Origin of the sequence: Actinoallomurus sp. NBC_01490, from assembly GCF_036227085.1 — a bacterium.
In the GTDB taxonomy this organism is placed as follows: domain Bacteria; phylum Actinomycetota; class Actinomycetes; order Streptosporangiales; family Streptosporangiaceae; genus Actinoallomurus; species Actinoallomurus oryzae.
In genome coordinates this window covers 928938-948311 of sequence record NZ_CP109433.1, presented here as the reverse complement: position 1 = coordinate 948311, position 19374 = coordinate 928938, and the positions used below count along the sequence as shown (strand labels likewise).

General features: G+C 72.2%; 19 protein-coding genes and 1 pseudogene. 9 read left to right on the top strand and 11 right to left on the bottom strand.

Annotation, left to right across the window (positions count from 1 at the left end; genetic code table 11):
- Positions 1–43 precede the first annotated feature (43 nt).
- From OG417_RS04905 to OG417_RS04890, 4 genes and pseudogenes are all read left to right on the top strand, one after another.
- On the top strand, positions 44–550 hold the full coding sequence (locus OG417_RS04905) for a VOC family protein (RefSeq protein ID WP_329250363.1): 507 nt from the start codon (positions 44–46) through the stop codon (positions 548–550).
- Between the two features lie 67 nt (positions 551–617).
- The gene (locus OG417_RS04900) at positions 618–1466 is read left to right on the top strand and encodes a MerR family transcriptional regulator (RefSeq protein WP_329250360.1); all 849 of its coding nucleotides are present in this window, start codon (positions 618–620) and stop codon (positions 1464–1466) included.
- Positions 1463–2509, top strand: coding sequence for a hypothetical protein (locus tag OG417_RS04895; RefSeq protein WP_329262110.1), 1047 nt, complete (start codon positions 1463–1465; stop codon positions 2507–2509). Before OG417_RS04900 ends, OG417_RS04895 begins: the two co-directional genes overlap by 4 nt.
- Before the next feature lie 36 nt (positions 2510–2545).
- Positions 2546–3577, top strand: a pseudogene (locus tag OG417_RS04890) (MFS transporter); the annotation flags it as partial.
- Between the two features lie 124 nt (positions 3578–3701).
- Here OG417_RS04890 and OG417_RS04885 read toward each other — a convergent pair.
- Entirely contained in the window at positions 3702–4880 is a 1179-nt protein-coding gene (locus OG417_RS04885) for an epoxide hydrolase family protein (RefSeq protein ID WP_329250357.1), read from the bottom strand.
- 182 nt (positions 4881–5062) lie between these two features.
- Between OG417_RS04885 and OG417_RS04880 the strand changes: the two genes are divergently transcribed.
- Positions 5063–5725: an HAD family hydrolase gene (locus OG417_RS04880; protein ID WP_329250355.1), complete on the top strand. Its 663-nt coding sequence runs from the start codon at positions 5063–5065 to the stop codon at positions 5723–5725.
- Positions 5726–5740: 15 nt separating this feature from the next.
- Here OG417_RS04880 and htpX read toward each other — a convergent pair whose 3' ends face one another.
- From htpX to OG417_RS04845, 7 genes are read right to left on the bottom strand one after another with little or no spacing between them, the layout of a single operon-like run.
- Entirely contained in the window at positions 5741–6598 is an 858-nt protein-coding gene (gene htpX, locus OG417_RS04875; protein ID WP_329250352.1) for a zinc metalloprotease HtpX, read from the bottom strand.
- 60 nt (positions 6599–6658) lie between these two features.
- Positions 6659–8098, bottom strand: coding sequence for an NADH-quinone oxidoreductase subunit N (locus tag OG417_RS04870; protein WP_329250350.1), 1440 nt, complete (start codon positions 8096–8098; stop codon positions 6659–6661).
- Positions 8098–9630, bottom strand: coding sequence for a complex I subunit 4 family protein (locus tag OG417_RS04865; RefSeq protein WP_329250347.1), 1533 nt, complete (start codon positions 9628–9630; stop codon positions 8098–8100). Before OG417_RS04865 ends, OG417_RS04870 begins: the two co-directional genes overlap by 1 nt.
- Positions 9627–11606, bottom strand: coding sequence for an NADH-quinone oxidoreductase subunit 5 family protein (locus OG417_RS04860; protein WP_329250345.1), 1980 nt, complete (start codon positions 11604–11606; stop codon positions 9627–9629). Before OG417_RS04860 ends, OG417_RS04865 begins: the two co-directional genes overlap by 4 nt.
- Entirely contained in the window at positions 11603–11932 is a 330-nt protein-coding gene (gene nuoK / locus OG417_RS04855) for an NADH-quinone oxidoreductase subunit NuoK (protein WP_285582414.1), read from the bottom strand. The genes OG417_RS04860 and nuoK overlap by 4 nt, the downstream gene beginning before the upstream one ends.
- A gap of 1 nt (position 11933) precedes the next feature.
- Positions 11934–12575, bottom strand: a complete 642-nt coding sequence (locus tag OG417_RS04850; protein WP_329250342.1) for an NADH-quinone oxidoreductase subunit J family protein — start codon at positions 12573–12575, stop codon at positions 11934–11936.
- Positions 12572–13045 carry a 4Fe-4S binding protein gene (locus OG417_RS04845; protein ID WP_329250340.1) on the bottom strand — a complete coding sequence of 158 codons (474 nt, stop codon included), beginning with the start codon at positions 13043–13045 and terminating at the stop codon, positions 12572–12574. The genes OG417_RS04850 and OG417_RS04845 overlap by 4 nt, the downstream gene beginning before the upstream one ends.
- Before the next feature lie 329 nt (positions 13046–13374).
- Here OG417_RS04845 and OG417_RS04840 point away from each other — a divergent pair, with 329 nt between their 5' ends.
- The 4 genes from OG417_RS04840 to OG417_RS04825 all read left to right on the top strand — a co-directional run bounded on the left by OG417_RS04840 (position 13375) and on the right by OG417_RS04825 (position 16392).
- Positions 13375–13977, top strand: a complete 603-nt coding sequence (locus OG417_RS04840; protein WP_329250337.1) for a ComEA family DNA-binding protein — start codon at positions 13375–13377, stop codon at positions 13975–13977.
- Positions 13978–14060: 83 nt separating this feature from the next.
- Positions 14061–14513, top strand: a complete 453-nt coding sequence (locus OG417_RS04835) for a hypothetical protein (protein WP_329250334.1) — start codon at positions 14061–14063, stop codon at positions 14511–14513.
- Positions 14510–15745 (top strand): sensor histidine kinase, encoded by a 1236-nt coding sequence (locus OG417_RS04830; protein WP_329250332.1) that lies wholly within the window; start codon positions 14510–14512, stop codon positions 15743–15745. The genes OG417_RS04835 and OG417_RS04830 overlap by 4 nt, the downstream gene beginning before the upstream one ends.
- Positions 15746–15753: 8 nt before the next feature.
- Positions 15754–16392: a response regulator transcription factor gene (locus OG417_RS04825; protein WP_329250329.1), complete on the top strand. Its 639-nt coding sequence runs from the start codon at positions 15754–15756 to the stop codon at positions 16390–16392.
- Here OG417_RS04825 and nuoH read toward each other — a convergent pair.
- From nuoH to nuoB, 3 genes are read right to left on the bottom strand one after another with little or no spacing between them, the layout of a single operon-like run.
- A complete protein-coding gene (gene nuoH, locus OG417_RS04820; protein WP_329250327.1) occupies positions 16389–17354 on the bottom strand; it encodes an NADH-quinone oxidoreductase subunit NuoH in 966 nt (321 codons plus the stop codon). The two genes, OG417_RS04825 and nuoH, sit on opposite strands and share 4 nt — an antisense overlap.
- Complete coding sequence (locus tag OG417_RS04815) at positions 17347–18078, bottom strand: NADH-quinone oxidoreductase subunit C (protein ID WP_329250324.1); 732 nt, start codon at positions 18076–18078, stop codon at positions 17347–17349. Before OG417_RS04815 ends, nuoH begins: the two co-directional genes overlap by 8 nt.
- Positions 18068–19366: an NADH-quinone oxidoreductase subunit NuoB gene (nuoB, locus tag OG417_RS04810; RefSeq protein WP_329250321.1), complete on the bottom strand. Its 1299-nt coding sequence runs from the start codon at positions 19364–19366 to the stop codon at positions 18068–18070. The genes OG417_RS04815 and nuoB overlap by 11 nt, the downstream gene beginning before the upstream one ends.
- Positions 19367–19374 lie beyond the last annotated feature (8 nt).

Genomic DNA, 19374 nt, shown 5'->3' with positions numbered 1-19374 from the left:
ATGAACACGCGCGCCTGGTCTCTCTCCCGACGAAGGAGGTCCCGTGAGCGAATACACCAGTCCCGTTCCCGTGCCGGCATTCGACGCGACCGCGCCCGAGGTCTATCGGGAGATCTACGGCATGCCGATGTTCGTCAACGTTCCCACCCACGACTTCGCGGCCTCGAAGGACTTCTGGATCCGCGGGCTCGGGTTCATCGACCTGTTCTCCATTCCGGATCGCGTGACCCACCTGCGGCGCTGGGCCTTCCAGGACGTCCTCCTCGTGCCCGGGGAACGAGTCGGCGAGGCCGCGGCGATGAGCATCAGCTTCGCCTGCGTTCTCCGCCAGATCGACGAGGTCGCCGCCCGCTGCGAGGAACTCGTGCCGGGATGCACCAGCGGGCCGCGGGAGATGCCGTGGAACTCCATCGAGTTGACGATCACCACGCCGGAGAACGCGCGGGTCGTCATGACGGCCGCTCAGCCGCTCGATCCACGGAGCGAGCGAGCGGAGGCTCTGCGGGCGGTGGGCCTGAAGATCCCCGAAGCTGAGACTCCGAAAGCCTGACGTGCCCGCCTCCGGTGACCTCCGCCTCTGGAGATCCGCCGTCGGCGAGGTGGGCGACACTGGGTGGATGCCCAGTGACGCCCGCGGACACGAGCCGATCTTCACCGGAGAGAACGCCGAACCGGCCGGCCCCGACGGTCTCACCGTCGGCCGGACGGCGGCGCTGGTCGGGGTCAGCGTGAAGACGTTGCACCACTGGGACACGGTCGGTCTCGTGCGTCCGAGCGGGCGTTCCTGGGCCGGGTACCGGTTGTACTCCGGCGACGACGTCGCCCGGATCCACCGGGTCCTGGTCTACCGGAAGCTCGGGTTCTCCCTCGCCGAGATCGGCCGGGTCCTCGACGACCCGGACGCCGACGCGCGCGACCACCTGAGCCGGCAGCGGTCACTGCTCGTGGAGCGCATCTCCGGCCTGCAGAAGATGGTCGACGCCGTCGATCACATGATGGAGGCGTTGAACACCGGCATACGGCTGACTCCCGAGGAGCAGCGTGAGATCTTCGGCGACGACTGGCAGCCCGCATGGGTCGAGGACGCCGAGGACCGCTGGGGCGACACCGCGCAGTGGACGCAGTACGCCGAGCGCGTGGCCTGGATGACGGCGGACGACTGGCGGGACGTCTCGGCGGCGACCGAGGCCCTGCACGCCGACCTCGCCGCCGCCAGGCGCGCCGGCGTCGCGCCCGGCTCGGACGCGGCGAACGCCCTCGCGGAGCGGCACCGCGCGTCGATCGCGACGTACTTCGACTGCACGCACTCGATGCACGTGTGCCTGGGGCGGAAGTACGTCGCCGATCCCGGGTTCGCCGCGCACTACGACGCCCTCGCGCCGGGGCTGGCCGCCTGGCTGCGCGACGCGATCTTCGCCAATGCCGAGGCTCATGGCGTCGACCCAGAGTCGGCGAAGTGGGAATGACGGCCGTGTTCGGGTGCGCCGGGTGCGGTGCCGCGCTGACCGCGCCGGTGTCGCGGGTCGCGCTTCCCGTCCACGCGCACCACAGGTACGGCCATGAGTTCCTCCCTCCGTTCATGGAGCCCGGAACGTTCGCGGTGGATCCGGAGCCCTTCGGGCCGCCGTGGCGGCCGTGGGACGAGGTGGGCGCCGACGAGGCGGAGGCCCGCGGCGTGTACGCGCCGGTGCCCTCCCTGTCGTACGGGCCGCGGGGAGCCGTCGCGATCGCGCCGGGCGACGCCCGCGGCACGGTCCTCCTCCCGGACCGCTGCGGCGGTTACTGCCTGGGGCTGGACGGCCGGGACGGCCCGAACCTCGCGTGTACCCGGTGCGGGCGGGCGGTGGCGACCCGCGTCGACGACTGTTCGTACTGGCAGGCGGTGTGGCTGGACCCGCGGGCCGTGCGTCGCATCACCGGCGACGACCCTCCGCCCCGGGCACTCGGCTGGGAGACGCTGCCGGAGGAGCGCCCCGTCGAGCCGTCCGGAGCGTGGAGCCCGCTGTGGGAGGCGGCGGTCTCGGCGGCCCTGGCCCACCTGCTGGCGGTGTCGTCGGGCGCACGCGTGGATCTCCCCGACGGCCTGGTCGCCGAGACGTTCGGCCCGGCGCTCGACGACCTGCTCCCCTCGGCGGCGCCGCCGGCGAAGAGCCTGGCCCTGGCCGGACCGGGCCGGTCCCCTGCCGCCGACATCGCACTGGTCCCCCGGCATCCGCGGACCGGAGAGACATGGCCGTACGCGGGACGAACGGTGCCGCTGGCCGCCGAGGTCTGGACGTACCTGGCCCTCCGGCACGACCGCAGGCCCGTTCCCGGGGCGGGCCGGATGTCCGACGACGCCCGGCGCGACGAACCGCCCCCGCTGCTGCCGTCCATGCGGTTCCGGCCCGACCGGGACCTGTTCCTCCGCACGCTGGCGCGGCTGCCCGAGGTTTGCGAGCCGTGGCTGCGCGCGATCTACGACCGCGTACGGAACCGCACGCGCGCTTACCCGGACGCGTTCTGGTGATCCTCCCGGCTCGGCCAGGACGGTGTTGGGCGTACCGTGAGTTCCGCCCGTGCCAGGGCGTTTCCCCCACTTCGAGGACGCGCTTTGATCCTGTCCGAAACCGTCCCCTCGCCTGCGCGGGTACGGGCCGCCACCCGCGCCACGTACGTCGCCTTCATCGGAACCGGTCTCGCGTTCGCCAGCTGGGCCGCGCGCATTCCCCAGGTCCGGGACCGGCTGCACCTGCGGCCGTCCGAGCTGGGGCTCGTGCTGCTCGCCCTCGCGGCGGGTTCGGTCCTGTCGCTGCCGCTGTCCGGGCCGGTGCTCGCCCGCCTCGGGTCGCGCCGGATGGTCGCCGCGATGGCCCTGCTCCTCTCGGTCGGGCTGGTGATCGTCTCCTTCGGCTACCTGGCCGGCGTACTGCCGGTCGTCTGCGGGCTGTTCCTGATCGGCTTGGGCAACGGCGCGTGGGACGTCGCCATGAACGTCCAGGGCGCCCGCGTCGAGCGTCTCCTGAACCGCTCGATCATGTCCCGATTCCACGCCGGGTTCAGCCTGGGTACGGTCGCCGGGGCGGTCATCGGCGCCGGGATGGTCGCGCTGCACGTGCCCGTCACCGCCCACCTGCTGGGAGTGGCGATCGCCGTGGCGGCGGTGGTACCGCTCGCGGTCCAGCGGTTCGTGCCCGACCAGGACGACGACGCCGCGGAAGAGCCCGGCCGCTCCCGTAACGCCTGGACCGAGCCCCGTACGCTGCTGATCGGGCTGTTCGTCCTCGCGTTCGCCTTCGCCGAGGGCACCGGGAACGACTGGATCAGCGTGGCCCTCATCGACGGCCACCACGCGGACGCCACCCTCGGCACGCTGGGGTTCGCGGCGTTCCTCGCCGCGATGACCCTCGGCCGGTGGGTCGGGCCCGGCCTGCTCGACCGGTACGGGCGGGTCGTGGTGATCCGGGCGCTCTCATCGCTGGCCGTCGCCGGACTGCTGCTCTTCGTCTTCGGGCCGTCCACGCCGGTCGCCTTCGCCGGAGCGCTCCTGTGGGGCGCGGGCACCTCGCTGGGCTTCCCGGTGGGAATGAGCGCCGGGGCCGACGACCCGGCGCGGGCGCCCGCACGTGTCAGCGTTATCGCCTCGATCGGCTACTTCGCCTTCCTCGGCGGGCCACCGTTGATCGGGTTCCTCGGTCAGCGGTTCTCCGTGCTGCGCGGGCTCACCGCGGTCGCCGCGCTGCTGGCCCTGGCCGCGCTGATCGCCGGCAACGTAGATGATCTAGCTTGGCGAAGAACCTGCCGATGTCGGCGGCGAGGTCGTCCGGGCGGTCCATGGCGATGAAGTGGTGGCCGCCGGGGTTGTCCTCCGGCCAGTGGACGATGGTGTTGCCGCGTTCGGCGAGCCGGCGGATCCCGGGAGGCCCGCTGTACACCCCGGTGGGTACCGGCTTCTGGCCCTCCGGCCACGCCGAGGAGGCGCTGTCGTAGTAGGGCCACGCGGAGGTTGCGAACGTCCCGGTGAGCCAGTAGAGGGTCAGGTTGGTCAGGAACAGGTCACGGTCGATGGCCTCCTCGAGCGGCCTGGCCCCGGCGTTGAACTCATGGAACTTCTGCAGCATCCAGGCCAGGGCCCCGACCGGTGAGTCGTGCCAGCCGTAGGCGAAGGTCTGCGGCGCGGCGCGCAGAAGCGCGTGGTGGTCCACGCCGTTGACCCAGTCCTGCTCCATCATCCGCGCGTACGCGGCCCGCTCCTCATCGTTCATCTCGGGTACGTCGGCCTCGGTCGGGAAGCCGAGCCCGCTGATGACGTAGACGCCGACCACGTGCTCCGGAGCGGCCCTGGCGACCTCCGGGGCGACGTACGCGCCCAGGTCACCGCCCTCGGTTCCGTACCTGTCATAGCCGAGGCGGCGCATCAGCTCCACCCAGGTCCGCGCCACGCGCGACGGATCCCAGCCCGTCTCGCGCGGCGGAGCGGAGAACCCGAACCCCGGCACCGACGGCACCACCACATGGAACGCCTGGTCACGGCCGTGGGCACGCGGGTCGGTGAGCGGGCCGATGAGCCGGGCGAACTCCACGATCGAGTTCGGCCAGCCGTGGGTGAGGAGCAGCGGAAGGGCGTCCGGCTCCGGTGAACGGACATGGAGGAAGTGGATGTCCTGGCCGTCGATCTCGGTGATGTACTGCGGGAACCGGTTCAGCTCGGCCTCGTGCCTCCGCCAGTCGTACCTGGTGCGCCAGTGGTCGGCCAGCTCCGCGAGGACGTCGGCCGGGACGCCGCGGTTCCATCCGTCTCCGGGCGCCATCGACCGGGGCAGGCGGGTGCGCGCCAGCCGGTCGTTCAGGTCGTCCAGGTCGGCCTGGGGGATGTCGATGCGGAAGGGCGTGATGCTCATGTGGTCACGCTAGAAACCGATCAGGTCGGTTCCTGACCCCTTTCCAGACGCGCCCAGGCCAACACCGAGACGGTTCGGTGGGGTGGTCCCACCCGCAGGACGACCCGGCACCGGTCGGACGTAGCCAGTTTCGCGAAGTGGCCCTGGCGCCGAACGGGACCAGGTGGTCAACATCTTGAGCCATGCGTGCGGTCGTCTTCGATATGGACGGGACGCTCTTGGACAGCGTCCCCACGGTGTCCCGGGCATACGCCGACGCGGTCCAATCGCTCGGCGGCCCGCCGGTTACGCCGGATGAGGTGGTCGCCGGCTGGCATGTCGGCCACACGGAGCTGGTCCTGGCACACTTTCTCGGCCGCGCGTGCGGCCCCGCCGAGGTCGAACGCTTTCACGCGCACCTGGACCCGGCCGTCGCCGAGCTGCGCCCGTTCCCCGGCATTCCGGCCCTGCTCGACGACCTCACCGACGCGGGCCTGCGGCTCGGCGTGTTCACGGCGGCCACACGGCGAGTGGCCACGAGCATGCTCGCCGCCGCCGGAATCGACATGCGGTTCGAGGTGGTCGTCGCCGGCGATGAGGTGGAGCGGCCCAAGCCGGCGCCGGACGGGCTGTTGATGGCCGAGCGGCGGCTCGGAGTTCCGGCCGAGGCGACCGCATACGTGGGCGACGCCGAAGTCGACCTCGGCTGCGCCGACGCGGCGGGGGCACAGGGTGTGCACGCCGGATGGGGCGCACGCGCCGGTGTCCGTGTCGGAGCTCACCCGGTCGCCGCGCGTCCGCGCGACCTGGTCGAGCTGCTGGCGCGGCCTGGCGGTCACACCGGCCCTGTCATCCCCACTCGTTGATCGCCGCGATCGGAACTAGCGGCGGTAGCCGGCCATCTGTTCCAGGCGGGCGATGCGCTCGGCCGTCGGTGGGTGGGTGGAGAACAGGCGGACGATGCCCTCGCCGCGGAACGGGTTGGCGATCATCAGGTGGCTGACCGAGGCCAGGCGGCCGTCCTCGGGTAGCGGGAGTTGGCGCGTGCCGTGCTCGATCTTGCGCAGGGCCGAGGCGAGGGCCAGCGGGTCGCCGCAGAGCCGGGCGCCGGAGGAGTCGGCCTGGTACTCGCGGGTGCGGCTGATGGCCAGCTGCACGATGGTCGCGGCGATCGGGCCGAGGAACATCAGCAGCAGCGCGCCGAGGATGCCGCCGCCGTCGTCGTCATCGGAGCCGCCGAGCGGCAGGAACCAGGCGAGGTTGGCGATCCAGGTGACGACCGCGGCGAGCGCGCCGGCGACCGAGGAGATCAGGATGTCGCGGTTGTAGACGTGCGACAGCTCGTGGGCGAGCACGGCCCGCAGCTCACGCTCGTCGAGGATCTGCAGGATGCCCAGGGTGCAGCAGACCGCCGCGTTGCGCGGATTGCGGCCCGTCGCGAAGGCGTTGGGCGCCACGGTCGGTGAGACGTAGAGCCGGGGCATCGGCGCGCGGGCGGCCGTGGACAGCTCGCGGACGATGCGGTACATCGCGGGCTGTTCGACCTCGCTGACCTGCCGGGCGCGCATGGCCGAGAGCGCGATGCGGGCGCTCGCGAAATAGGCGACACCATTGGTGAGCAGCGCGATCACGACCGCGATGGCCAGGCCGTTGCGTCCGCCGAGCGCGCCTCCGACGACCACGATCAGTGCCGACAGCGCGCCGAGCAGGACCGCCGTACGGACGCCGTTGAACCGCACCTTGAAAACCTCCCCAGGCTCCCGTTTGTAAAACGGTCTGACCAGGAGAAATGTTCCCCGTTACGGGACGGCCAGCGCCGCCGCGTGGAGCACCAGCTCAGGGGCTGCCGACACGACGAGCGCGCCGGCCAGGGAGACCGCGATGGCGATGCCGCCCGTACGCCCGACGCGCACCGTCTCCGGCCGCTCGGCGGGCGCGAAGAGACGCGCCGCCCAGCCCAGGTAGTAGTACAGCCCGAGCACGGTGTTCACCGCCATGATCACCGCGAGCCAGGTCGCGGCGCCGCCGATCGCCGCCCTGAAGACGACCACCTTGGCGAACAGGCCCATCACGCCCGGCGGCAGGCCGGCCAGGCAGACGAGGAAGAACGCCAGGGCGATCGCGACGCCCGGGTTGGCGCGGGCCAGGCCGCGGTAGTCGCCGAGGTCACGCCGACCGCGCCGGGCGACGACGGTGACCACCGCGAAGGCGCCGATGTTCATGATCGTGTACATGGCGACGTACGCGGCCGTCGCCGTCATCGACTCGAGCGGCCGGACGCGGGTGCCGCCGGCCAGCGGCGCCAGCATGAAGCCCGACTGGGCCACCGACGACCAGGCGAGCAGGCGCACGGCGTCGCGCTGGCGCAGGGCGAGCAGGTTGCCGAGCGTCATCGTGGCCGCCGACAGCACGCCGAGCAGCGGCCCCCAGGTGCCGCCGAGCGGCCAGAACCCGGCGGTGAGGACCAGCGTCAGGCCGGCGAACCCGCCCGCCTTCGACACGACCGACAGGAACGCCGCGACCGGCAGCGGCGCGCCCTGGTAGACGTCCGGGGCCCAGAAGTGGAAGGGGACCGCCGCGACCTTGAAGCCGAACCCGGCGATCACCGCGACGACGCCGACCGCCGCGACCGGCTTGAGGTCCGCCGGCACGTGGGCCAGCCCGGCGGCGACCCGGTCGAGGTGCATCGCGCCGGTCACGCCGTACACCAGGCTGATGCCGAACAGCGTCACCGCCGACGACACGACCGATACGAGGAAGAGCTTGAGCGCCGCCTCGCTCGCCACCCCGTCGTAGCGGCGCAGGGCCACCAGCGCGAACACCGGCAGCGACAGCGTCTCCAGCGCGACGACGAGCGTGATCAGGTCACGGCCCGAGGCCAGCAACAACGCTCCGGTGACGGCCGCGAGCAGCAGGAAGTGGTACTCACCGGCCGGGAGCGCCGATCGGCCGATCTCGCCGTGCGACAGCAGAACGACCACGAGCGCCGTCAGCAGCACGATCGCCTGGAAGAGCGTGGCGAAGTCGTCGGCGACGTAGGAGCAGGACCGGCCGGTGCAGAACGTCGTACGGCCGTGGCCGGGCACGAGCGCGACGGCCGCCGCGGCGAGGCCGAGGACCGTCAGCAGGCCGGTGACGCGCCGGGGCGTGCCGAACGCGTCGGCCATGAGCACCACGACGGAGCCGACCGCGACGATCAGCGTCGGCAGGATCGCGAGATAGTCGATCGACTGGATCATCATTGGCCGCCCAGGAGCACGCGTACGGCGCCGTCGGTGAGGTCGAGGAGCGTCTTGGGCCACAGGCCGATGAACAGCGTGGCCGTGATCAGCGGGGTCCAGGCGAGCAGCTCGTGCGCGCGAACGTCGGCGAACCGCGTGCGGACCCAGCGCTCGGCGACCGGCCCGTGGGTGATCCGCGCGAGCAGGCGCAGGAAGTACGCGGCGGTGAGGACCGCGCCGAGGCCGCCCAGGGCCATGAACGTCACGTACGTCGCGCGCGGCAGTCCGGCGTGCGGCTGGTACGCGCCGAGCAGCGCGAGCATCTCGCCCCAGAACCCGGCCAGGCCCGGCAGCCCGAGGCTCGCCACCGCCGCGAACGTGAGGATCGAGGCGAGGTAGGGCGCCTTGGCGAGCATGCCGCCGCCGAGGGTGTCGAGGTCGCCGGTGCGGTACCGCTCCTTGACCGCGCCCGCGACGAAGAACAGCAGGCCGGTGATGAGCCCGTGCGCGATGTTGCCGAACAGCGCGGCGTTGACGCCGACCGGCGTGAGCGTCGCGATGCCGAGCAGCACGAAGCCCATGTGGCCTATCGAGGAGTAGGCGATCATGCGCTTGAGCTCGCGCTGAGCCAGGCACGCGAGCGCGCCGTAGATGATCCCGATGACCGCGAGGAGGCCGAGCCACGGGGCCAGCACCCGCGCGCCCTCGGGGACCTCCGGCACCGCGATGCGGACGAAGCCGTACGTGCCCATCTTCAGCAGGACGCCGGCGAGCAGGACCGAACCGACGGTCGGCGCCTCGGTGTGCGCGTCCGGCAGCCAGGTGTGCAGCGGCCACATCGGCGTCTTGACCGCGAACCCGACGGCGACCAGGCCGAACGCGGCGAGCTGCACGTTGCGCGACAGGCCTGCGCCGTGGCGCGCGGCGAGCGTCGTCATGTCGAGCGTGTGGGCGTTCACCGCGATCAGCAGGATGCCGACGAGCAGGAAGCCGGAGCCGAGCAGGGTGTAGAGGATGAACTTGTTCGCCGCCGCCCGCGCCCGCTCGCGGGCCCCGGGCGATCCGCCCCAGTGCGCGATGACGAAGTACATCGGGATCAGGACGACCTCGAAGAAGACGAAGAACAGCACGAGGTCGAGGGAGACGAACGTGCCGAGCATGCCGACCTCGAGCAGCAGGATCAGCCCGATCAGCGCACGCGCCGGGCCGGTGCCCTCGTCGGCCGCGGGCAGCACCCGCGCGGTGTAGACCATGCACAGGAAGGTCAGCGCCGCGGTGAGCACGACGAGCGGCAGCGAGATGCCGTCGACGCCGAGGTGGAAGCGCAGGCCGATGGAGGCCGCCCACGTGTGGTCGAAGCCGAGCTGCGGGCCGCGCCGGCCGTAGTCGAACACCGCCGCCGCGACGACGGCCAGCACCAGCGTCACCGCCGAGAAGAACAGGCCGTGCAGCCGGGCCAGCCGGGTGAGCCGGGGCTGGCTCCCCCCGGGCGCGAACAGCGTGAGCAGGGCGCCTGCGAACGGCACGACCAGCATCGCCGTGAGGATCATGTGAGCACCACCACCGCGAGAACGATGAGCACCACGCCCGCCATGACCCCCGAAACGTACGCCTGCGGATTGCCGTTCTCGGTCCGGCGCAGCAGGCCGCCGAGCCGCCGCGCGCCCCGGCCCGTGCCCACGACGGCGGCGTCCACCGCCCGCTCGTCGGTGTGCACGACCATCTCCGCGAGCGCCACGACCGGCCGTACGACCAGGACGTGGTAGACGGCGTCGAGGCGGAACCCGTCGCGCAGCAGCGGACGGGCCGGGCCCAGCAGGCGCACCGGGTCGAGCGCCGGGTCGCGGTTCCAGACCAGGAAGACCGCGCCGCCGCCCGCGAGCACGAACAGCAGCGACAGGAGCATGATGCCGAGCTCGGGCCGCAGCTCGTCGCTGCCGAGCCCGAAGAACCCGAGGATCAGCGCCGGGACGGCGAGCACCGCCACGGGCCAGCGCATCAGCCCGGTCGCCTCACGCGCGCCGGAGGAGGACCGGCTCTCGCCGAAGAACGCGACCAGCCAGGTGCGGGTGGCGTACGCGGCGGTGACGGCGGCGGTGAGCAGCCCGGCGACCAGGACCAGCCAGGCCGTCCAGGGCGGGATCCCCGGTCCGGCAGGGGTTCCCGAGCCCAGTGGGGAGTAGGCGAACCATCCGAAGTCGCTCTTCGCCGCGGGTTGCCGGGCCACCTTCCACGCCTGGGCGAGGATGGTGTCCTTGCTGAAGAAGCCGCTCGCGGGCGGGACACCGGCCAGGGCCGCGAAGCCGACCGTCATCGACCAGAACGTCACCGGCATGGCGTGCCGCAGGCCGCCCATGGCGCTCAGCATGTTGGAGCCGACCGCGACGATGACGCAGCCGGCGCCCAGGAAGAGCAGCGCCTTGAACGCTCCGTGCGCCAGCAGGTGGAACAGCGCGCCGCCGCGGGTGCCCACCGCCAGGCCGCCGCCCATGTACGCGAGCTGGCTGATCGTGGAGTAGGCCAGAACGCGTTTCAGGTCGTCCTGGGCGAGGGCGGCCAGCGCGGCGCCCAGCATCGAGATCGCGGCGATCACCCCGAGGACGGTCAGCGTCGCCGGAGCGAACAGGAACGCCGCATAGAGGCGGGCGACCACGTAGATGCCGGCCGCGACCATCGTGGCGGCGTGGATCAGCGCACTCACCGGCGTGGGACCGGCCATCGCGTCCGGCAGCCAAGTGTGCAGCGGGAACTGGGCGCTCTTGCCCGCGACACCGCAGAGGAGCAGGAGCGTGCCCGCGACCAGCGTGGTGTGCGACATGGAGGGCACGCGGCTCAGCACCGTGCGGATCTCGAAGGAGTGCGCCGCGAGCCCGAGGACGAAGATGCCGAACAGGAAGCCGACGTCACCGAGGCGGGTCACCAGGAACGCCTTGACCGCCGCCCGCGAGGTCGCCCGGTCGTGCCAGTAGTGGCCGATCAGGAAGTAGGAGCAGACGCCCATGATCTCCCAGCCGACGTACAGCACGAGCAGGTCGCCCGAGAACACGACGATGAGCATCGCCGACGTGAAGAGGCTGATGAACGCGGCGTAGGAGGAGTAGCGCGGGTCGTCGCGCATGTAGGCGACCGAGTAGACCTGTACGGCGAGCGCCACGCAGCAGACCAGCAGGGCGACGACCGCGGCCGTACGGTCGATGTCGAGGGAGATCCCGAACGGGATCCCGCCGGTCCGCACAAGGGTGAGCGTGCCCGTGCGGACCTGCGAGCGCTGCCACAGGACCACGGCGATCACCGCGGTCAGGACCGTGGAGGCCGCGACCGGCAGCACCGCGACCAGGGCCGGGCCGTTGGCGGGCAGCCGCCGGGCGAGGATCCGCGCCCGTCCGTTGGCCGTGCCCGACGGGACGCTGCGGCGGACGCGGCGGGCGAACGGGGTCAGCAGATGGGAGATGGTCGGCCCGAAGATCATGCCGATGAACGCGGCGGCGAACGGCAGCAGAACCGCGACGGCCGCCAGGACGATCACTGGCGTGCTCCTTCTTCTCTGTCCTCGTGGAGCGTGCGCAGGCGGTCGACGTCGACCGTCTGGCGGTTGCGGTAGATCAGCAGCACGAGCGCGAGGCCGAGCCCGACCTCGGCGGCGGCCAGCACGATGACGAACAGCGTGAGCACCTGCCCGCCGTGCAGCCGGTCGGCCCAGCGCATGTCGAACACGACGAGGTTGAGGTTGACCGCGTTGAGCATGAGCTCGACGGACATGAGCACGAGGATCGCGTTGCGGCGGGCGAGCACGCCGTACACGCCCACCGAGAACAGCACCGCCGCGATGACCACCGGATAGACGAGGTGCATCTCAGGCCTCCTCGTCGATCCGGGCGAGCACGATCGTGTCCTCGTCGTCGGCTCCCCGCGGCTTCCTGCGTACGAGCGGGCCGGGGGTGCGGGGCCGGGGACGCCGGGGCGGCTCGGGCTCGGGTTCGGCCTGCTGGGGGCCGATGTCGGAGCGGGAGAGCACGATCGCGCCGATGAGCGCGGCCAGCAGGAGCACCGACAGGGCCTCGAAGGGCAGCACCCAGGTGCGGAAGAGGGCGGCGCCGATGACGCCGGAGCTGCCGCTGCCGACCCTCGCCTTGAGCGGGAAGTAGGCGTCGCGGAAGCCCCGTACGAGGGTGGTGACGAGGACGACGGCGGTCGCGCCGGCGGTGATGATCGCGACGACGCGGTTGCCGGAGTCGAGGTCCTCCGAACGGCCGATCGGCGCCCGGGTCAGCATGATGCCGAACAGCAGCAGCACCACGACCGCGCCGACGTAGATCAGCACCTGCACCCAGGCGACGAACTCCGCGGCGAGGACGACGTACGAGGCCGCCAGCGCGCCGAAGGAGACGACGAGCCAGAGCGCGGCGTGCACGAGCTGGCGGGTGCTCACGACCATGACGCCGGAGCCGATCGCGACCACGCCGAGCGCCAGGATGACGATGTCGGCGGCGGTCACCGGGCCCTGCCCTCGCCCGGGCCCGCGGGACTCCTGGGCCCCTTGGGCAGCTCGCGGGGTGGTTCGGCGCCCTTGTCGTGGGCGGGCGGCGGAGGCACCGTCCACATCCATTCGCGCAGCCGCTCGCGTTCGTGGGTCAGCTCGGTGATGTCGTACTCGGCGTACTCGAACTCCGGCGACCAGAACAGCGCGTCGAAGGGGCAGGCCTCGATGCAGATGCCGCAGTACATGCAGAGCGCGAAGTCGATGGCGAACCGGTCGAGGACGTTGCGCGCCCGGGGCCGGCCGCCTTCGGGCGCGGGCAGCGTCTCCTTGTGGGAGTCGATGTAGATGCACCAGTCGGGGCACTCCCGGGCGCACAGCATGCAGACGGTGCAGTTCTCCTCGAGGAGGGCGATGACGCCGCGGCTGCGTGGCGGCAGGTCGGGCTGAACCTCGGGGTACTGCCGCGTGACGGAACGACGCGTCATCGTACGCAGCGTGACCGCGAGGCCCTTTGCCAGACCGGATCCGGGAAGGCGTGCCACGAGTCACCATGATTGCTTATCCGTGCCCATTGGCAAACCGGAGCCCATCTCATGCTCCTTCGGCCCCACGGGACTTTCCGGGGCGCGACGCGTCACAGGCAGACCGTGGAAACCTCAGGTCCATCACGTCCGTCAGAATGGGTGTGAGTCACTTCCGGCCAGTCCCGCCGTACGATCGAAGTATGGCCTGGCCTTCTCCGTCGCCCCGGCCTCCGATGCGGCCGCCGGTGGGGCCCCGTGCCCCCCAGCCGACAGAGGGGCTGGGGTGGGCGTTGATTCCGCTGGTCACGATCGGCTTCGGCGCTCCCGTGTCGTTCCTCTACGCCGCGGTCCGCCGCCGGTCGCCCGCTCTGGGGGTCGCGGCGGCCGGGTACGGCGCCGGAGTGATCGGCACGTTCCTGGGGTTCGGTTCCGGGAGCGCCGCCGGCGTCCTGCTGGGGCTGCTCCTGTTCGTCGTCACCTGGTGGGTCAGCGCGGCCCACGCGCTGTCCGCCCGCCCGCGGGTCTACCCGCGGCCCGACGTGCGCGGGCAGATGAACGAGCAGGTCGTCGCCATGGCGCGGCAGCGGCGTTCGCTGCGGGAGGCCGCGCGCAAGATCGTCGCCGAGGACCCCGTCCTCGCGCGTGAGCTGTGCATCGGACGGCCCGACCTGATGCTGCGGCAGTTCGACGACGGCGGCCTGATCGACGTCAACCACGTGCCGCCGGAGGTGCTGAGCCGGCTGCCCGGCCTGACGTACGAGATGGTCGACCGGATCATGCAGTCCCGCAGCCAGGGCGGCGGGTTCGTCTCCGCCGAAGAGGTCGCCGTGCGATGCGACCTGCCGCCGTCCGTCGTCTCCGACATCGCCGAGTACGCCCTGTTCATCCGCTGACCGCAGGGTGGGGCTGACCCCACCCCCGTTTCCCGTACTGGCACGATCGACCTGGTGAGCGCCCACTCGCGAGCATTGGGGACATGAAGCCAGAGATGACCATGACCGGCCACGCGTCGCCGTGGCGCCTGCCGTTCACCACCGAGCCCTGGCGCCGTACCGCCTACGTTCTACTCGCCCCGCTCGCCGGGCTCGCCGCGGTCGCCGACGGCGGGCGGCTCCAGCGCCGGCTCGCCGCGGCCCTCCTCGGCCGCGAGGTCCCGATGAGGCGGCTACGGGGCCTGCTCGCCCTGCCGCTCGACCTGCCGGCATTGGTGATCGTCGGATACGCGTGGTCGATCGTGGCGCTCAACGTCGCCTATCCGGCCCGCTGGCTGATCGGCATGGGCGGTTCGTACCGCGACGCGTGGGGCGGGCCGACCTTCGCGGGCGTCTGGGCCTTCCACGCGGTGTTCGGCGGGCTGACCTTCCTGTACCTGACCCCTTGGATCCTGCGCGGCCTCAACCACGCGCGGGTCCGCCTGCTCGGCCCATGACTCCTACTCTTCGGCTGGTCCTGCGGGCGCCGGTCAGCCGCCGGGCGTGGGTCGAACTCGCGTACGTGCTGGTCAGCACGCCGCTGGCCGCTCTCGGCTTCGCGTACGTGGTGGTGATGCTGGTGCTCGGCGCCGGTCTGTCCGTCACCGCTGCGGGCTTTCCGCTGCTGGCGGCCGGGCTGGTGGGGGCGCGGCGGATCGGCGGCCTCCACCGGCGGCTGGCCGGGCGGTTCCTCGGCGAGCGGATCGAGGCGCCCGCACGGCCGGTGGCCACGCCGGGGCCGCTCGGCCGGATGCAGACGCGGCTCAGCGACCCGGCCGGCTGGCGCACGGTGGCCTACCTGCTGCTGAAACTCCCCGTCATCGCCCTCCAGGTGTACGTCCTCGCGCTCACCTGGGTCTGGGGCGTGGTCGCGGCCACCCGTCCCCTGCAGAACGCGCTCGGCCTCAACCAGGAGGCCCCCGGCTCGCACACCCTGTTCGACAACGGCGCGCTCATGTGCGTCGGCGGGGTGGCGCTGCTGTTCCTGGCGCCGTGGGCCGTGCACGTGGCCACGGTCCCCGACCGGATGCTGGCTCGGTGGCTGCTCGGTCGGCGCGGCCTGGAGGAGCGCGTACGGGACCTGGAGGAGACGCGCGCCCGCGCCGTCGACGACGCCGCGGCCATGCTGCGCCGGATCGAACGCGACCTGCACGACGGCGCCCAGGTACGGCTGATCGCGCTGACCATGCAGCTCACGATGGTGCGCGACGCGGTCACCGACGACGCCGCACGCGCGCTCGTGGACACCGCGCGGGCCACCGCCAAGGAGGCCGTCGAGGAGCTGCGCGAACTCGTCCGCGGCATCCACCCGCCGGCGCTCGACCACGGCCTGGACACCGCCCTCACCACCCTGGCCGCGCGTTCCGGGGTACCGGTCGAGACGGAGATCTCCCTGCCGGTGCGGCCCACCGCCGCGATCGAGTCGATCGCCTACTTCTGCGCCGCCGAACTGCTCGCCAACGCCGCCAAGCACAGTGGCGCGAGCCGGATCCGGCTCACCCTCGCCCAGGACGGCGACCGGCTGTGCCTGCGCGTCCACGACGACGGCCGGGGCGGGGCGGACCCCGGCGGCGGCTCCGGGCTGTCCGGTCTGCTCGACCGGGTCCGTACGGTGGACGGGCGGCTCGACGTCTCGAGCCCGCCCGGTGGTCCTACGGTGGTCACCGTCGAACTCCCCTCGCACGCCTGAAGGGCGCCATGCGCATTGTGATCGCCGACGACGCCGCCATCCTCCGGGACGGCCTGGCGCACCTGCTGACCGCACGCGGCCACGAGGTCGTCGCGTGCGTCGGCGACGCCGACGCGCTGGGCGCGGCGGTCGCCGAGCACCGCCCGGACGCCGCGGTCATCGACATCCGCATGCCGCCCACGCACACCGACGAGGGCCTGCGCGCCGCGATCGCGCTGCGCCGCGACCATCCGGACCTGGGCATCCTGCTGTTCTCCCAGTACATCGAGACGCGGTTCGCCGCCGACCTGATCGCCGAGTCGCCGGCCGGGGTCGGCTACCTGCTGAAGGAGCGGGTCGGCGACATCGACGACTTCGTGGACGCGCTGCACCGCGTGGCCTCCGGCGGCACCGCCCTGGATCCGGAGGTGGTCGGGCACCTGCTGAACGCCGGCCGCGGCGGCGTACGGTCGCTGACCCCGCGCGAACGCGAGGTGCTGGGCCTGATGGCCGAGGGCCGCACCAACGCGGCGATCGCCAAGACCCTCGTCGTCTCCGACCGCGCGGTGGAGAAGCACATCGCCAACATCTTCCTCAAGCTCGACCTGCCGCCGTCCGGCGACGACCACCGCCGGGTCCTCGCCGTCCTGCACTACCTGAAGATCTAGGAGATCGCGACCTTGATGACGCCCGTGAGGGCGAGTTGCACCAGGGCGAGCGGCACCAGGCCGGCCCAGGCGAGCTTCTGCAGCTGGTCCTCGCGCATGCGCGGGTAGCTGACGCGCAGCCAGATGACGACGAACGCCAGGATCATCACCTTGATCAGCGTCCACAGCCAGCCGAGCTCGGTGTCCATCACCGGACCCTTCCAGCCGCCGAGGAACAGCACGGTCGTCAGCGCCGACAGCACCACGATCCCGGCGTACTCGGCCAGCAGGAAGAACGCGAAACGCAGCCCGGTGTACTCGGTGTACGGGCCGAAGATGATCTCGCTGTCGGCCACCGGCATGTCGAACGGCGGGCGGCGCAGCTCGGCGAGGCCGGCGACGAAGAACACCACCGCGCCGATCGCCTGCCAGGGCAGCCACCACCACTCCCAGTGGTCGACGATCCGCGAGAGGTTCAGCGTGCCCGCGGCCATCGCCACCGACGAGGCGGCCAGCACCATCGGCAGCTCGTACGACAGCAGCTGGGCGGCCACCCGCATGCCGCCGAGGAGGCTGTACTTGTTCGCGCTCGACCAGCCCGCCATCAGCGCGCCGAGCACCGCCACCCCGATCATGGCCAGGGCGAAGAACAGGCCCGGGTCGAGGGACACGCCCACCTGGCCGTGCGGCCCGACCGGGATCACGATGAGCACGACCAGGTACGGGATGAGCGCCACGGCCGGGGCGAGGCTGAAGATCCGGCGGTCGGCCGCGGCCGGGACGACGTCCTCCTTCTGGGCGAACTTCACGCCGTCCGCGACCAGCTGGGCCCACCCGTGGAAGCCCCCGGCGTACATCGGGCCGAGGCGGCCCTGCATGTGGGCCATCGCCTTGTGCTCGACCTGCCCGACGACCAGCGGCAGCACGAGGAACGCCACCACGACCAGCACGAGCTTGATCGCGATGATCGCCAGGTCAGACATCGTCGCCGCCCTCGATGCCGCGCTCGCGCCGCCGACGCGGCGGACGCTCCTCAGCCGCGCGCTCGGTGTCCGGGCTCTCGGTGGTCGGGGCCTCGGGGGCCGGGCTCTCGGTGGTCGAGGGCTCCTTGGCCGGGCGCTCTCTGGGCATGCGTTTCGTGGGCGCGCGCTCCGGGGTGGCGTTCGGACCCCAGTCGGCCGGGACGCCCGGGGGCATCATGCGGCGGCGGCTCGGCGCGCCGTGCCCGGACTCGCCCGGCTCCTTGGCGCCCGGCCACGGCTTGGCGACCCGGGCGGCCAGCACGAACTCCTTGCGCAGCGGATGGCCCTCGAAGCCGTCGGGCAGCAGCAGCGGCGTCAGGCCCGGATGCCCGTCGAAGACCACGCCGAACATCTCGTGGGTCTCCCGCTCGTGCCAGTTCGCGCCGCGGTAGACCTCGGTCGCGGTGGCCAGGCGGGGGTCCTCACGCGGCACCCGGGTCCGTACGAGCAGGTGGTGGCCCTCCTCGAGGGAGTACACGTGCGCCACGATCGCGAACCCGTCCTCCAGCTCGTCGACGGCGGTCAGCCAGTCGAAGTACGCGCAGCCCAGGTCGTCGCGGGCGAAGGTCAGCGACTCGGCCCACAGCCCCGGCGGCACGTCCACGGTGAGCAGCCCGAAGGTCTCCTCGCTGTGCACCTCGTCGCCGAACCGCCGCGACCACGCCACGGACAGCTCAATCGTCATCGCTCAGTCCCGGGATGATGTCGGGGTCGTCGACGGCGTCGACCGGCGGGGGTTCGGCGAACTTCCGCAGCCTTCTGCCCCGCCGGCGGGCACGCTGTCTGACCTCGGCGGCCTTGCGCACCTCTTCGGCGGGCGGCAGGTCCCGGCGCGTCTCCTCGGCCGACGCCGACGCGGCCCCGCCCTCGGGTTCGACCGCGGGCAGGGGGTCCTGACGCGTCGATTCCTGCCCGGGCAGGAACTCCTGGGTCTCCTCGAAGGCCGCCGCCTCGCGGCGTACATCCTCGGCGGGAGGCAGCCGATCGGTGCCGCCGCTCTCCGGCTCGGGCGCGGCTTCGGCCGTGGGCCCGGGCTCCTCGACGGACGGGAGCCGCTCGGTCGTCTCCGACGGAGACTCCTCCACCGGAGGCAGCTGCTGGGTCTTCGCCGAGGCGGTCTCGCCCGGAGCCTCCTCGACGGGGGACAACTGCTGCGTCTCGGCGGAGGCGGTCTCCTCCGGAACCTCCTCGACGGGGGACAGCCGCTGGGTCTCGGCGGACGCCGTCTCGTCCGGGGGCTCCTCGGCGGGGGGCTTGTTCACCTGCGACTCCCCTCCGGGCGACGTCAGGTCCTGTGTCTGTAGAGCGTCCCACTCCGCCACGGGCAGGTCGATGCTCTGCGTCGGCTCCTCGGCCGCCTCGATCTCCTCCGGCTCGGGCATCGGCGGCAGCACGAGCGGGCGGCGCAGGACCGCGGGTGTGGGCGGCTTGCGCGCGACCTCCGGCGGCGGCGCGACGGGCTCGCCCGACCCGCCGTAGCGGCTGCCCAGCGACTCGGCGGCGATCTTTTCCTGGAGCCGGATGATGCCGTGCAGCAGCGCCTCGGGCCGCGGCGGGCAGCCCGGGACGTACACGTCGACCGGGATGATCTGGTCGACGCCCTTGGTCACGCAGTAGGAGTCCCAGTACGGGCCGCCGCAGTTGGAGCAGGCGCCGAAGGAGATGACGTACTTGGGCTCGGGCATCTGCTCGTACAGGCGCTTGACGGCCGGCGCCATCTTGTCGCTCACCGTGCCGGAGACGACCATGAGGTCGGCCTGCCGCGGCCCCGGTGCGAAGGGGATGACGCCCAGCCGGATGAAGTCGTGCCGCGACATCGAGGTCGCGATGAACTCGATCGCGCAGCAGGCCAGGCCGAAGTTGAAGACCCACAGGGAGTATCGCCGCCCCCAGTTCAGCACGAACTTGATCGGCTTCGGGGCGAGCTTGCTCGCGGCCCCGATGCGGGGCTCCGGCAGATCGACGACACCCATATCGGTCA